The sequence below is a fragment of the Vibrio sp. 2017_1457_13 genome (genome assembly GCF_030851525.1).
GTDB lineage: Bacteria > Pseudomonadota > Gammaproteobacteria > Enterobacterales > Vibrionaceae > Vibrio > Vibrio metschnikovii.
This window is the reverse complement of the sequence record NZ_VHTA01000001.1, coordinates 242,247-255,561: the sequence shown is the minus strand read 5'-3', so window position 1 is coordinate 255,561 and position 13,315 is coordinate 242,247. Positions and strand designations below refer to the sequence as shown.

The window sequence follows — 13,315 nt, the reverse complement described above, 5'->3', positions numbered from 1 at the left end:
TTACCCCCTGCTTTCCGGTAATTGGTACTTGGATACATCCATCCCCTCGCGGTAGCTTTGTCCGACCTGCGCGGTTGTTGTCTGGCCCGTGGAGCCTTTGGGCGTACCTCTCTCGCGTGCCCACTGGTTTTGCAAGCGCATGCCGTTGCGCCAAGCAGCTACCCAGTCGCTGTAAGCGCTTCCCCTGGCGATCATCGCATCACGCCACTGGTCGGTAGCAACTTGCACACCGAGCACAAAATCTTTTTGCTTGGCATACCAGTCGATCATTTCGGGAGTCACTTCGAACTGAGTCGGGAATTTCGTTTTTGCACTCGTCCGCTTGCGGGTTTTTTGCGTTGTCGAATTTTGCCCTGTTTCCTCGTTGGGGGGATTAAGGGGGGATCTATTATTTAATGGTGGATCTAATAATGGGGGTTTGGGGTCAGAATTTGACCCACCCCCCCCGCCATTCTGACCTAGGTCAGATTTCGACCTAGGTTTATTTTCGACCTCGGTCAACTCCATTTTTCGGATAACTGAAAGGTCTATCCAATACATATTTGAATCGTTATCGCGGCTGTTTTCTTTTTTGCGGTGCTTTACTTTCAGCACACCAAGATCAACCAGCGTTTTGATTTGGCTTTTTAGGGTGGATTTTGATACTCCGCACTTTTTGGCAACCGTGCCAAGGCTAGGCCATGCATAACCCTCGTCACTGGCAAAATCGGCAAGGCAAAGCAAAATAAGCTTCTGATTGCCGCGGAATGCCGAAACGTCCCACACAGCAGACATAATCTTAATGCTCATACTGCCGCCTTATGCGCTTGTACTCGGTGAAAAATAGCTGCTGCCTCATCACGAGAGACAACACGCTTCCCTTTTGGTGTTGCGGCTATCCAAAACCGCAAGCCACCGCTATAAACGATGTAAAGACTCATTGCACAAAGATCTCCATAGTTAATTTTTACTCGCGTTATGCGTCACGCATGGTGTGATGGTCAGTCACTACGCGGCTTTTTTGCTCATTAACGTTTCAAGGTATTCTAAAATCGGTTCGTGGCTCTCCTTGCCCTCAAGAACCTCTCTGTAGGCCTCGCGCAACTGGTCCACGCTAGCGTTCTCACCTAACGAGATAACGGCTCTAAATGCCTCACTGGTTTCTTTGCTGTGTACAGCAAGCAGCTGATCACGACATGATTGAGATTGCCTTGCTCCAATGGCGGCGACTGAAAAACCCAGCGGGTTTAAGAATTGATTGAGCGCGGCCAAAGCGCGATCAACGGGTAAAGCTTTAATGATGGCGGGTAGCAAATCCATGATCGTTGCTTTTGATTCAATCGATGAGCGCTCGATGTAGCGGAAAAAGTTTTGCGCATTGTTTTTGTCGTCAATGCCGGGCTTTTTCAGCAGCTCTTTGCGCTGAGCATCTACTTCATACTTCAATTCAAAACGGTGGTAGATACTGGCAACCCGATGAGAGATGCACTCTTTACTCACTTCGGTTCGCCAACCTTCAATGGCGTTACGTATCACGCTTTTTAAACTGTGTTGCATGGTTTCTCCTTGCTGGTTATTTATACAGAATTTTGGTTGTCAGGCGATTCCTGATCAATTAACTACAATTAAGTTAGAAAATATCGGGACGAAGTTTTTGTTTATCGACCTCGCCACTGGTTTGATCATGAATTTTCTTAGCTAACGTTGCTCCGGGGGTTTTGTGTCCAAATAAAATCAGGCGCAAATACTCGGTGCTTGTTTTTAAATGCTTCGCTAAGGTTTCACGTTGGTTTGCGTCTAGTTGACGCCAGTAGTTTGCGTACATAATGAGTACCTCCAACGTACAGAATACACAAACCATAAAGTATTTACAACGTTGTGTACTTAATCAGTACAAGGTTTAGCATATAAGTATGAAAACAGCCGAAGAAAATAGAGTCGATAACGCTAGATATCTCGCCCAAATAGTTGGCGGGACAAGCGCTTTCGCAAATAAAATAGATCGCTCAGTCACCCAAGCCAGTAGGTTCATGGGTAGTAACCCTACCACTGCGATCGGACCTCAAATGGCTCGTCATATTGAGCGTTGCTTTGGTAAGGCTGATGGGTGGCTAGATGCTAACCATGGCAATGGCTCTTATAGCAAAGAGAATTTTTCGGAACGATTGAATAAGGCCTGTGACGAGGCGGGTATTCCGGCACGAGGAAGGGCTGGCTACATTCAAGAGAGGCTATCGAGAAAGATATCTTTGACCGCGATTCGTAAATGGATTGTGGGCGAGGCTGTGCCAGATACTAAGCGAATTGCTGAGATTGCGGCCATTGTTGGGACTACAGTTGAAAACCTGCTAAATACATCTGCAAAAAATTTAGCAAGTGAAACCAAGGGGGATTATGGCGCCAATGTAAGTTCAATTAATTACTCCTCCATGGTTCCGGTGATCTCTTGGGTTCAAGCTGGCGCTTTTTGTAATTCAGAAACGCAAGTGCTACCTCACGATTGTGAAATGATACTGTGCCCAAACAAGGCGGCATCAAGCCGCACTTTTGCATTGCGAGTTGTGGGAGACTCGATGACTGCCCCGTACGGTAGAACTTATCCAGAAGGCACAATCATATTTGTCGATCCAGAAAAAGTTGCGGAGCCAGGAATGCGGGTTATTGCAAAAACAGATCAAGGACATACATTCAAGCAACTGGCAGAAAATGAACTTGGCCAGCGTTACCTGAAACCGCTCAACCCGCACCATCAACCTATTTTTGATGGTGGGATTGAGATATGTGGCGTAGTAATTGGTAGTTACATGCCTGAATAGATATTAGGCATGCGACTAAAGAATAAGCCTTTTACTTGTAGAGTAATAAGGCAGATCGATTTCGCTTTCTTGGACGCCTAATTTATTAGCTATAAAAGCTTTAATTGCAGGCTCATCAGTAAAGCCGTTTTTTTGGAAGTTATCTCTATTAGAATACCATGCGTCATAAATAGCGAACTCAGGGTCGCTAATTTCCTCATCTGAATACTCGATCTTCCATTTGAAATCATTGCAGTTATTTGGCTTACAATCATTTGGAGCCAAAGTTGCTACAGCTATGGCATTTAATCCCTTCGAACGCTCGTCAAATACTTTTACAACAACATATTCGGCATTATCAACCATATTATACACTCTTGCAGCTGCTTTCATCGCAACTGCAATTCTCTCTTCTGCTGTGCCAATGCTACGCGTTTTAGCTTCAGCCAAAACACGTCCGTATTGATTTGGCCTGGGGATGTCATAAACATAAAATGACACATCAAGATTGTAAGCCTCTGGAACAACAACCTCTGATTTTCCCTTATCAATAAAATATAAAAAAAGAACTAGCGGAATTGCTAGCGCCTGAATTTTTCTACGCAGAGACGTGTTGTTGCCTAAAGCTGGAACTAGTTTTATTACTACACCAATTAGCCAATAGAAAAAAAGAGTTATAAAAAAAAGAATTATTGCATTTGCCACAAAGTCCTCCAAAGACCCAATAGTCGAAAAACAACTTTATTGAAAAAAACCAAAAAAGAAACCAAATTGAACTTGACAACAACAAGTCGAGGTTGTACTTTTTAAATACAAATTGGTTTGACAACAAAAAACACTAGTAGTGACAGCCTATCTAGAGGCTTATCGATAGTTTTTATATCAAACCGCTTTCTTACTGTGAAAGTATTTGTGAATTTTTAGTAATGAAATAAAGCGCTGATCACGACCAGTGTGAAACTAAGATTTTTGTGCAATGAGCAACCCTTGGCGGCCTGACCAGCCGCCCTCCTTCGGGAGGTTAAATCAGAAATGTTAGAGCCGCTGACAGGAACCACCCCGCCAACGGCTCAATTCCGCCACCTCAGTGGCGCACCTAGACCGAAACCTAGGGTTTTAGTGCAATGAGCCACCCTTAGGATGAAGCTCAAACAGAGTTATACCAAACTGCTTTTTTGCTGTTAAGAATTTTGTACTTTTTTGGTGGTAAAGCAGGGATAAGATCACACCTAGTGCATAACTAGGGTTTTAGTGCAATAACCGCGGCCTGACCAGCCGCAAATTTTAAACTGACAACGAGAACCGCTATGAAACCATTAACCCTAGAACAAACCCGTCAGCTGCTAACTGGCATTCAAGTCGCTAACGTATGCCTGACTGATTTTGACGATCAAAGAATGGGACTGGCGAAAGATGACCCAATCCGTATTCACGTTGAGTCAATTCAAAACAAAGTGGAATCACTAAAAGAGTTGGTTTTGCATGTGGATGATGAGGCTTATGCGCTAATGCAGCAGATCGGCGCGGATATCACTAACATTCAAGGGCAAATTCACGCAAGAAAGTATGCCCACTAAAAGAAGATAACCCCCATCGGTGACCAACCAACAGGGGTTAACTTTGTGCAATGAGACTTAACGCCTCGCAATCAAGTATATACAGGGCTGACCACTCTGACAAGCGTTTGCCTGATTGCGGGGATTCACCCCAAAAAGGAAATGTGCAATGAGTACCATCGTATTTAGAAACTCTCAAGAAGCATTCATTCACAAGAATGTGTTTCAGATCCTTCAAGCTGAGGGCCACGAACCGCTTAACGCCTCTCGCGCTGCTGACTTAGCTGTTGAAACCTACCGTACCACCGCCGCATTTGGCGGACGGGGGGGCAAATGCTTCGACTACTGTCTTGGCCGCGCTCGTTTACTCTTGCTGCCAGCCAAGAAAAAGGCAGAAAAAGCCAAGCGTTCGCGGGGTAAAGCAGCATGAACAAAGATATAAAACGCAAAGCTGCCGTGCGCGCCAAGCGGTACCGCGATAAGAAGAAGCAAGCAGAGCATCATGAGGTGCGCGGGCTTTTACTTCACCCTACAGTGCATAGCAAGCTAAAAGAAGTGTGCGAGTTTTACGCTTACCCTGCCGAGCCTTACAGCGAAGTTGAAGCGATTGAAGCGTGCATTTTGCGAGCGCATAACGATATGGCACCCATCCAACAAGAGTTGGGAACATGCAGCAAGTGTGGAGAGCAGCTACCACAGGGCTGCGCAAAATTGGCTAGTGGTGGGTTATTTAAAGGTGATGCTCAATGCTGGCACACGATCAACCGAGTTCGAATTTATACACCGGGGAGAGCGTGAGCATGGAGTGTTACAAAAAAGGCCAACCCGTTGTTGGTTTCGCGGAACAATCGCCCTACTCGGCTACTAAACAGGTTTCGGACACTGACAGGCTAAAAGCTTATAGCAATTCAGTTGTAGTGATCGATAAGCTTTTGAAGCAGTTTTCTACCAATAGTTTAGGGAGTGATGCTGTATGAGCGTTTTAGTTTATGCGCTTGGATGCGTCGTGTTTTTGGCTATCTATTCATTTGGGGATCGTGATGCAAAGTAAGAAGCACAGCTTTATTGAAAGCGTAACGAATGTTCTGGTTGGCTATTGGGTTTCTGTTTTGAGCCAACTACTTATTTTCCCGATCTTTGGTGTGCACTTGCGGATTGAAGAGAATTTGCTAATCAGCTTTTACTTTACGCTGATTTCTATTGGCCGTAGTTATTCCATCCGTCGCTTGTTTAACCGTAAGCAAAGCCGCAACCCAATTATGGATATGGAGGTTAAGTGATGAGCACAAAAGATACTTTAGAGTCATTAGACAAGGTGATCGACAAGATAAGCAAGCTGCTTGCAATGGCGAATGATACCTCTAGCCCTAATGAAGCATTGCTTGCTGCAAAAAGAGCGCGAGCATTAATGGATAAATATCAATTGTCTCAAGAGGATATTGAAACTCAGATTGGCAGTCAGTTTCTAGAAGCTCAAGTAGGAAAACAAAAGGGGAAGCTGTTCTTATGGGAGAGAAGTCTTGCCGCTGCCTGCGCAAATTTAAACGACTGTAGGAGTGTTATTAATCGTAACCAGAATGGTTCTTACTTGTCTCTTCAAGGATTTAAGTCTGATGTCATTGTGGCCAAAATGACGATGGAATACCTAGTGAAAGCAGCAAAAAGAGCTAAAGATTCAGTTGGTATAAAAGGCGCTTCAGAAAGTCAGTTTTTTATGCGGGGATTTTCTAGCGAAGTTCTAGACCGAGCGATAGAAATTAAACGCAGTAGAGAAAAGCAATTTACTAGCGTAGCAGGCACGGGATTAGTTTTACTCAAAAATACTGAAATTGAAAAACATTTTGGGGAGCTAGGTGAAGCTCGCCGCCATGAGCCACGCAAACCTTCATCCATCGAAGAGAGAAAAGCTTTCATTCACGGAATTAAAGCTGGAGAAAGCGTTTCGCTTGATAAGCAAATTGATGGCCGAGAAAACACCAAACTAACCATTTAGCCGCCTGACCAGTGGCTTAAACAACAAACAGGAAAATGTGCAATGAGTATTGAAATAATTAACGTCTACGTGGACGAGTTAATCAAAAATGAAAGTGGTGAACTTGTTCAATGCCACTTCGCTGGCGATTTGGGGCCGCATATCAGCTTTGCTGAATTTGAGCGCTTGATTAACGAATCACATCGTAGCTTTGCAAGTAAGCCAGCAAAGGGGTTTGGGTACTTTAAAGAAGATAGCGTCTTTAAAAGCAAGCTAGATGTACTGCTTGATAAGCACTGTAACTTCGTTGAGTTTTCTACTTACGGTGTTCGGTGGCTTGTTAACGAGCTGGCAAAGTATCCATTTGCAGATACTGGGTTAGTCATGTTTGCGCACTACCGTCATCTTGCAACTGACTTACTTATGGTGGCTATAGTGCCTCACTCCGAGGGCATGAACGTGAGTTTTGGGCTAAAAGTAAACCGCTTTAACTATCTCAATATGCCAGGCATGACGATTGCTGCAGTAATCAACCTGACTGAATACCAAACCGGCACTAACTCGCAACGCAACGTGACGTTTTTGAAAGGCCGAGCTGGGCGAGGCGTGAGTGACTTCTTTCTTGATTTTCTCGGTCTGGAAGTTGGACTAGAACCCAAACAGCAAAACCAACTGTTAATGCAAGCAGTACAAGATTTTATCGGCGATCAGCAAGCAGACAAAGACGAAGCGTTAGCGATTCGCAAGCAAGTGAAAGACTTTTGTTTTGATGCGGCCAAACACGGCGAGGAATTAGACGTTGTTGAGCTTTCGGGTGAACTGCCATCAAACAGCGGAAAGTCATTTGAAAGCTACGTGGTTGAGAACGGCTACGAACTCGCTGCGCAATTCCCCGTTGATAAGCCGCTGATCAGCAAGCTTGTAACATTCAGAGGCGCAGGCGGTGGTATCAAGATTCAATTTGACCGCGCCCTACTCTCTGAACGCGTTTTCTATGATGCTGAAACGGATACGTTAACCATCAAAGGAACGCCACCGAATTTACGTGATCAACTGGTGCGTAATCAATAACTGGTACTTGAGAGGATTACACCAATGGACAAGAAAAAAGTTGCATGGACGGTAACTGATGAGTACGCAGATAAGGCATGCGTTGTATTTCATCATCATGGATTGGCAGCTCGCAGACTTGGCGGTGGTGAGCTTGATGGGGATTTCGATTCCCTTGTTTGCAATCGCTCGCCTGAGTTTGATGAATACGCAGAATCGGGAAAGGTTCCAACCAAAGCGCTTATTGATGCTGGATGGTGGTTTGAATGCGTCCATTGCGGAAAGCAAATTCCCGATGAAGATGAAGCACCAGTTGAAGAATTGGAAATTGATGGCGATTGGGTTTATTGCAATATCTCATGCAAATGCGCCAGAGAGAAAGAAATTTCAGAGCGAAATGAGAATTTCGAGAAGTTTAAAGAAAAGGTTCAAAAGCTTCGCCCTGACTTAACTTTTACCGATTTTCAAGGTGGCCACCCTTGGATTACCAACGTAGCCGAGTTTACTTTCCCCAATGCGAAATATGGCGGAAGCGCTAGAGATCAAAATGGCGATGGGAATATAGAGTTCTTCATTTCCAATGGAGATCTTGAAGCTTGGAAACATTACGAAGCAACGAGATGCAAACCTAATACAAGATAAGCTAGCAAAAGCCGCCTGACCAGCGGCTTAATCCATACCTTTTTAACCAAGTGCAGTGAGATTAACATGTTGAAAGACAATGAAATAGTTGTAGATAATTTTGCCGGAGGCGGTGGCGCATCCACAGGGATGGAGCTTGGCCTTAACCGTTATGTCGATATCGCAATCAATCACGATCCCGAAGCGATTGATATGCACAAAATGAATCACCCAGAAACGAAGCACTATTGCGAATCGGTTTGGGATGTTGATCCAGTTGAAGCCTGTGCAGGGCGTCCGGTTGGTTTAGCTTGGTTTTCGCCGGATTGTAAGCACTTCTCTAAAGCCAAGGGTAATCGACCCGTTGATAAAAACATTCGCGGCCTTGCTTGGGTTGCAATTCGTTGGGCTGCACTTGTGCCGGTTCGCATCATCATGCTTGAGAACGTTGAAGAATTTATGACTTGGGGGCCAGTTGTTGAAGTTGAGCCCGGCAAGTTTAAACCGTGCTCAAATCGTAAAGGCGAAACATTTAAAGGATTCTTAAAAATATTAACAACAGGTATTAAACCAAGTCATCCTGCTTTCAAAGAGATGTATCACTCTCTTAAGTTAAACTTTTGCTACGACATAAATCTGAAAATGAAACTGGTAAAGGGATTAGGTTATAACGTTGAGTTTAAAACGTTATCAGCTTGCGATTACGGTGCGCCAACCATTCGTAAGCGTTTCTTCTTAGTAGCAAGAAATGACAACAAACCGATTGATTGGCCAGCACCCACACACGGCCCGAAAGGTTCAGGATTAATCCCTTACGCGACTGCAGCAGACATTATTGACTGGTCAATCCCTGTTAAATCAATCTTCGGAAGAAAAAAACCACTTGCCGAAAAAACAATGGAGCGCATCGCCAAGGGGCTGGAAAAGTTTGTCTTTAGTTCTGATTCACCTTTCATTGTTAACGACGAATGCGCATTTATTGCCAAGCACTACACAGGCGTTACTGGTTCAGATTTAAGAGAGCCATTAGCGACCGTTACAACGACTGATCATAACGCACTAGTTATGGCATTCATGACAAAGTTCAGAGCTGGAAGTGTGGGATATGATATTGAAACGCCAGTTCATACCATCACATCCGGTGGCGAACAAAAAAGGCCTGGCACTGCAAACACCCAAGCTCTAGTAACAAGCCACATGGTTAAACTGCGTGGAACAAACGTAGGCCACCCAACAGATGAACCGCTGCATACCATTTCAGCCGGTGGTTTCCACCTTGGTGAAGTTAGAGCCTTTCTTATCAAATGCTACGGCACTAGTTATGGTGAAGACCTTCAATATCCAATTGGAACTGTAACAACAAAAGACCGCTTTGGTTTAGTCACTGTTCATGGTGAGCAATACCAGATCGTTGATATCGGTATGCGTATGCTTGAGCCACATGAGTTATTTGCAGCTCAAGGTTTCCCGTCTGATTACAAAATTACTCATAACTCACAAGGCAAGAAAATAAGCAAAGCAAGCCAAGTGGCGAGGTGCGGTAATTCTGTATGCCCTCCAGCGGCTCAGGCGCTTGTTGAGGCTAACTTAAACCAAAATAAACTATCAGAAGCCGCCTGACCAGCGGCTTGAAATTGAAATAATGGAGATCAGTGCAATGAGAACATTAAAGCCTAAACAATACATTGATGAATTTTATCCTGACTCTGGTATGTGTGCCGCTACAATCATCAACTGGATAAAACGCGGAAAATTAAAAGGCACAATGACACCCACTGGACGATACTTAGTTCTTATCAACAGTCAGACCCAGCATACAGATAAAACTAGTGAACTATTAGAGTTTTTGGAGTCGTAAATGGCAGCTCGACCAAGAAGCATCAAGACTGCGCATTACCCTGAGTTCCTATGGAAAGTGACACATAAAGGGAAAACGCGCTTTAGATTTCAAACTGTAGATGGCTCTAGGAAAATGTTTCCTCTGGGTACAACTGAACAGCAAGCCATTCAAGCTGCATTAGCATATAACGCTAAGCATCGAGCAAGTGAAGCGCGCTTTTGTTTGGATGCTCCGAGCAATTACCCTTCGCCAATGAAAAAGAAAGACTCACTGGATAAACCTCTTCGGGAATGGCTGCCCGTTGTGATTAAACGAGTGAAATCTGAAGAGGAACTTTCTGCAGGTGTTTTAAGCCGATTTGTTAATGAATGTAATAAGTTAGAGCAGGACTTGGGGGGTGTTTTAACTAAATCGCTAACGCTTGTGCATATCAATGAATTTCTAAATTCTCACTACAGCAACGATTCAAAAAGAACTTTTAACGGCAAGATTAGTAACTTAAAAAAGATTTTCTCATACCTTGCCGATGAAAGTGCTATCGATACAAACTTTATGTTGAGTAAGAAACTCAAAAAAGTATCACAAGATGATTTTAAGAAACGGCGAAACAACCTAACCGTTGAGGATTATGAAAATATTTATTCTGCCGCCCCACTCTTTTTGAAAGTTGCAATGGCTCTCTCATTACAAACAACGCACGTTGTTAGAGAAGTTTACCGCATCAAGTACAAGATTAAGGAACCCAAAGAGGGTGTTTGCGGCATCGTTTGGTTCAAGGAGCCGAAGCTGCAAGATGGAAATATAATTCACGGGACGTTGTACATACACCGAGAGAAGGTAAAAAAGGCAGCGTCGTCAATGGTAGCGATCCCTGTTACGGATGCAATTAAGGAAATAGTCGAACTTTCAAAAACTGACCGACTTCATTGCCCTTACATTGTTCACCGCAAGCCTATTCAGGCTAAAAGAGGGATTGCAAAAGATTGTGACCACCCATATCAAGTTCATCATCACAATATCAGTAAGGAGTTCAGTAAGATTCGAGATCAATTAGGCTTATACAGTAACCTAGATATCTCATTGCGTCCGACATATCACGAGATTCGTGGTCTATCTGCAAGGCTTATTGAGCAAATGGGAGAAAGCGCCACAATACGCATGGCTCATTCCGATGCCAAAACCACAAAAATTTATACTGGATCTCGTGAGCTGATATGGAATGAAGCAACGCCAATCACTGTAAAAACCCGCCAGTAAACACGCTCCGGCAGAGGCTCTGCCGGGGGTGTCATTATACAGTGGTTCAATTCTAATAACTGATTGATTTTTATATATTGTTAAATTTAGATTTTTGCTTGTTTTTGGGTGACAAAAAAACAACAAAAACACCACTTAACATATTGATTTAAATAAATTTATCTTTGATTATAGATTTACTCTACCAACATCGGGGTTTCGCCGTTTTAAGGGCTTCATTTAAAGCGATGCCCTCATGGTTTATCGCGTTAGCGGTTGTGCGAAATATTAAAGTAAGCGACCTCTTTTTTAAGCTCGTTAGCTAAACGATTTAACTCGTGCCCCGCATTTTCATTGACTGCCATCAATTGGATCGACTCACTCGACATGGATGAGATTTGTCCCATCGCTGAAACCACTTCACCAACCACAGCCACTTGATCATCCGTCGCTGAAACCACTTCTCGAATACGATGAAGCGTATCTTTAGCTTGTTTTTCTATATTAATCAGTAGATCGCTGGCTTGCGCGGTTTTTTGATTACCTTCTTCGACCTGAGGTTGTGTCGCTTGCATGGCCTTAACACTGATCGCCGTTTGAGACTGAACTTCACTGATCAATGATTCAATCTGCGAAGTCGCTTCCCCGGTACGCTTGGCTAATTGACGAACTTCATCAGCAACCACGGCAAAGCCGCGACCAGATTCTCCGGCTCGTGCTGCTTCAATCGCAGCATTCAACGCGAGGAGATTGGTTTGTTCTGAAATACCACTGATCACATTTAATATTCCACCAATATCTTTGGTCTTCGCTTCAAGTAACTTGACCTGTTCAACCGTTGAGTTGACCGTAAGAGCAATTTTTTCCATTTGTTTCGCGACCGAGAAGACTAATTCGCGCCCGTGATGAGCATTATCTGTCGTCATGACCGAATTACTTTCGGTTTGTTTAGCAATATCCGCGATTTGATCAATCGTATGACGCATATCTTCTAATCGTGAAAGCGTATCTGCGGTTAAATTTGATTGCTGCTTGGCCGAACTCAAAACTCGACTCGACCCATCAGAGACCTCTGAAACTTGACCAACGATCTTGGTTGAAGCTTGAACAATATTACTGACGATAGCCGTTAAGGTTAATGACATACCAGACAATGAATCCAAAATACTGTCTTTCGCTCGTTGCCCATAGCGGTGGGTTAAATCCCCTTTTGATAAGCGTTTGATCGCCTGCTGGGCTTCATAAGGTTCACCACCCAATGATTGGCGAAAGCTTCTCTCAATAACGATGGCGACGAGTAATGAAATCACGATCGCCACTCCCGATAGCAACAGCATTAAGTTTTGAAAACCGCTTGCTTGTTCACGAGCCGCGGGCGTCATCTGCTGATTCAACTCTTCTTGATAGTCAATAAACTGGTTGATGCTATTCAACCATTCAACAAATGCCGGACGAACCTGATCAAGGAGCGCTACATTCGCATTAATGTCTCTTTTCTTATCACTGATGATCGATTGCACCATGGGTAAGGTTTTTTGCTGGATTTGATCAATACTGCGTAAGATAGCCTGCTCTTTCGGCGTAAATATCACGCCACTGGCGATCATTTTTTGCATGTTATTTTCAGAGTCTCGATAAAAACGCTCTAAATTTTTTATCTCATTTTCTAATCTATTAAGCTCACTACTATTTCGGGCGATGGCAACATCTCGAATTGCAATAGCGCGATCATGCACGCTACCTCGATAATTAATCGCATAACGCTGTTTGAGTGAGTTGACATCGGTGATTTGTGACAAAGTATCGTCAATCAAGTTTACTTTCTGAATACCCAGTATCGTTAACAGCAACATTAAACAGACTAAAATGCCAAAACCCAGTGCAAGTCGCGTTTTTACTTTCCATTGAGACATAAAGTCCATGGCTTCCTCCAAAAATAAGTATCAATTAATTATTAGTATTTCTTGTTATTAAGCTTGCTAATATTTAATGCAAAAAATAGGCTAAATAGGGTCAACACACCGATGTATCACACGTTCAGACAAAACAGTTTTTACTGTGTCGTACGTCGAATCAATGCTGAACAGGTTGTACGTAACGCAAACTAAAAAGACCACTTTAGTCTGATTAGGTATAGTGAAATAAAGGGGCCTTCGCTAATCGAATCTACGTATTAATTTGATAGGGAAAATCATCAAAAGTACCAATCCCTAAAAATTAGCACCAAGATATACGATGAAGATTGATGATTCTGCTTGATGGCGAT

Annotated in this window: 17 protein-coding genes; 11 read left to right on the top strand and 6 right to left on the bottom strand. The window is 43.6% G+C overall.

Going from position 1 to position 13,315, the window contains the following annotated elements:
• The 4 genes from FKN88_RS01180 to FKN88_RS01165 form a co-directional block, all read right to left on the bottom strand.
• The gene (locus FKN88_RS01180; RefSeq protein ID WP_306687098.1) at positions 1 to 789 is read right to left on the bottom strand and encodes a helix-turn-helix domain-containing protein; all 789 of its coding nucleotides are present in this window, start codon (positions 787 to 789) and stop codon (positions 1 to 3) included.
• Positions 786 to 920 (bottom strand): hypothetical protein, encoded by a 135-nt coding sequence (locus tag FKN88_RS01175; protein WP_272924509.1) that lies wholly within the window; start codon positions 918 to 920, stop codon positions 786 to 788. Before FKN88_RS01175 ends, FKN88_RS01180 begins: the two co-directional genes overlap by 4 nt.
• A gap of 67 nt (positions 921 to 987) precedes the next feature.
• Positions 988 to 1,536 carry a toxin YdaT family protein gene (locus FKN88_RS01170; protein ID WP_306687097.1) on the bottom strand — a complete coding sequence of 183 codons (549 nt, stop codon included), beginning with the start codon at positions 1,534 to 1,536 and terminating at the stop codon, positions 988 to 990.
• Positions 1,537 to 1,609: 73 nt separating this feature from the next.
• Positions 1,610 to 1,804 carry a hypothetical protein gene (locus tag FKN88_RS01165; protein ID WP_306331046.1) on the bottom strand — a complete coding sequence of 65 codons (195 nt, stop codon included), beginning with the start codon at positions 1,802 to 1,804 and terminating at the stop codon, positions 1,610 to 1,612.
• An 88-nt stretch (positions 1,805 to 1,892) separates the two neighbouring features.
• On the opposite strand from FKN88_RS01165, the gene FKN88_RS01160 reads away from it, so the two are divergent.
• Positions 1,893 to 2,795 carry a LexA family transcriptional regulator gene (locus FKN88_RS01160; protein WP_306331047.1) on the top strand — a complete coding sequence of 301 codons (903 nt, stop codon included), beginning with the start codon at positions 1,893 to 1,895 and terminating at the stop codon, positions 2,793 to 2,795.
• A gap of 15 nt (positions 2,796 to 2,810) precedes the next feature.
• Here FKN88_RS01160 and FKN88_RS01155 read toward each other — a convergent pair whose 3' ends face one another.
• Positions 2,811 to 3,479 (bottom strand): hypothetical protein, encoded by a 669-nt coding sequence (locus FKN88_RS01155; RefSeq protein WP_306687096.1) that lies wholly within the window; start codon positions 3,477 to 3,479, stop codon positions 2,811 to 2,813.
• Between the two features lie 602 nt (positions 3,480 to 4,081).
• Here FKN88_RS01155 and FKN88_RS01150 point away from each other — a divergent pair.
• The 10 genes from FKN88_RS01150 (at position 4,082) to FKN88_RS01105 (ending at position 11,070) form a co-directional block, all read left to right on the top strand.
• Entirely contained in the window at positions 4,082 to 4,351 is a 270-nt protein-coding gene (locus FKN88_RS01150) for a hypothetical protein (protein ID WP_306687095.1), read from the top strand.
• Between the two features lie 148 nt (positions 4,352 to 4,499).
• On the top strand, positions 4,500 to 4,760 hold the full coding sequence (locus FKN88_RS01145; RefSeq protein WP_306331051.1) for a hypothetical protein: 261 nt from the start codon (positions 4,500 to 4,502) through the stop codon (positions 4,758 to 4,760).
• Positions 4,757 to 5,128: a hypothetical protein gene (locus FKN88_RS01140; protein ID WP_306687094.1), complete on the top strand. Its 372-nt coding sequence runs from the start codon at positions 4,757 to 4,759 to the stop codon at positions 5,126 to 5,128. Before FKN88_RS01145 ends, FKN88_RS01140 begins: the two co-directional genes overlap by 4 nt.
• A gap of 242 nt (positions 5,129 to 5,370) precedes the next feature.
• Positions 5,371 to 5,610 (top strand): hypothetical protein, encoded by a 240-nt coding sequence (locus tag FKN88_RS01135; RefSeq protein WP_306687093.1) that lies wholly within the window; start codon positions 5,371 to 5,373, stop codon positions 5,608 to 5,610.
• Complete coding sequence (locus FKN88_RS01130; RefSeq protein ID WP_306687092.1) at positions 5,610 to 6,323, top strand: DUF2786 domain-containing protein; 714 nt, start codon at positions 5,610 to 5,612, stop codon at positions 6,321 to 6,323. The genes FKN88_RS01135 and FKN88_RS01130 overlap by 1 nt, the downstream gene beginning before the upstream one ends.
• A 42-nt stretch (positions 6,324 to 6,365) precedes the next feature.
• Complete coding sequence (yejK, locus tag FKN88_RS01125) at positions 6,366 to 7,373, top strand: nucleoid-associated protein YejK (RefSeq protein ID WP_306687091.1); 1,008 nt, start codon at positions 6,366 to 6,368, stop codon at positions 7,371 to 7,373.
• A gap of 24 nt (positions 7,374 to 7,397) precedes the next feature.
• Entirely contained in the window at positions 7,398 to 7,994 is a 597-nt protein-coding gene (locus FKN88_RS01120; protein WP_306687090.1) for a hypothetical protein, read from the top strand.
• Positions 7,995 to 8,060: 66 nt separating this feature from the next.
• Entirely contained in the window at positions 8,061 to 9,593 is a 1,533-nt protein-coding gene (locus tag FKN88_RS01115; protein WP_306687089.1) for a DNA cytosine methyltransferase, read from the top strand.
• A gap of 37 nt (positions 9,594 to 9,630) precedes the next feature.
• Entirely contained in the window at positions 9,631 to 9,831 is a 201-nt protein-coding gene (locus tag FKN88_RS01110; RefSeq protein WP_306687088.1) for a hypothetical protein, read from the top strand.
• A complete protein-coding gene (locus tag FKN88_RS01105; protein WP_306687087.1) occupies positions 9,832 to 11,070 on the top strand; it encodes an integrase in 1,239 nt (412 codons plus the stop codon). It begins immediately after the preceding gene.
• A 248-nt stretch (positions 11,071 to 11,318) separates the two neighbouring features.
• Here FKN88_RS01105 and FKN88_RS01100 read toward each other — a convergent pair whose 3' ends face one another.
• A complete protein-coding gene (locus FKN88_RS01100; protein ID WP_154168342.1) occupies positions 11,319 to 12,971 on the bottom strand; it encodes a methyl-accepting chemotaxis protein in 1,653 nt (550 codons plus the stop codon).
• Between the last annotated feature and the right edge of the window lie 344 nt (positions 12,972 to 13,315).

Coding starts and splice junctions, on each gene's coding strand:
- FKN88_RS01115 (WP_306687089.1), top strand. CDS start 8,061: ATGTTGAAAGACAATGAAATAGTTGTAGATAATTTTGCCGGAGGCGGT.
- FKN88_RS01160 (WP_306331047.1), top strand. CDS start 1,893: ATGAAAACAGCCGAAGAAAATAGAGTCGATAACGCTAGATATCTCGCC.
- FKN88_RS01120 (WP_306687090.1), top strand. CDS start 7,398: ATGGACAAGAAAAAAGTTGCATGGACGGTAACTGATGAGTACGCAGAT.
- FKN88_RS01110 (WP_306687088.1), top strand. CDS start 9,631: ATGAGAACATTAAAGCCTAAACAATACATTGATGAATTTTATCCTGAC.
- FKN88_RS01130 (WP_306687092.1), top strand. CDS start 5,610: ATGAGCACAAAAGATACTTTAGAGTCATTAGACAAGGTGATCGACAAG.
- FKN88_RS01165 (WP_306331046.1), bottom strand. CDS start 1,804: ATGTACGCAAACTACTGGCGTCAACTAGACGCAAACCAACGTGAAACC.
- FKN88_RS01150 (WP_306687095.1), top strand. CDS start 4,082: ATGAAACCATTAACCCTAGAACAAACCCGTCAGCTGCTAACTGGCATT.
- FKN88_RS01145 (WP_306331051.1), top strand. CDS start 4,500: ATGAGTACCATCGTATTTAGAAACTCTCAAGAAGCATTCATTCACAAG.
- FKN88_RS01140 (WP_306687094.1), top strand. CDS start 4,757: ATGAACAAAGATATAAAACGCAAAGCTGCCGTGCGCGCCAAGCGGTAC.
- FKN88_RS01135 (WP_306687093.1), top strand. CDS start 5,371: ATGCAAAGTAAGAAGCACAGCTTTATTGAAAGCGTAACGAATGTTCTG.
- FKN88_RS01170 (WP_306687097.1), bottom strand. CDS start 1,536: ATGCAACACAGTTTAAAAAGCGTGATACGTAACGCCATTGAAGGTTGG.
- FKN88_RS01100 (WP_154168342.1), bottom strand. CDS start 12,971: ATGGACTTTATGTCTCAATGGAAAGTAAAAACGCGACTTGCACTGGGT.
- FKN88_RS01180 (WP_306687098.1), bottom strand. CDS start 789: ATGAGCATTAAGATTATGTCTGCTGTGTGGGACGTTTCGGCATTCCGC.
- yejK (WP_306687091.1), top strand. CDS start 6,366: ATGAGTATTGAAATAATTAACGTCTACGTGGACGAGTTAATCAAAAAT.
- FKN88_RS01175 (WP_272924509.1), bottom strand. CDS start 920: ATGAGTCTTTACATCGTTTATAGCGGTGGCTTGCGGTTTTGGATAGCC.
- FKN88_RS01105 (WP_306687087.1), top strand. CDS start 9,832: ATGGCAGCTCGACCAAGAAGCATCAAGACTGCGCATTACCCTGAGTTC.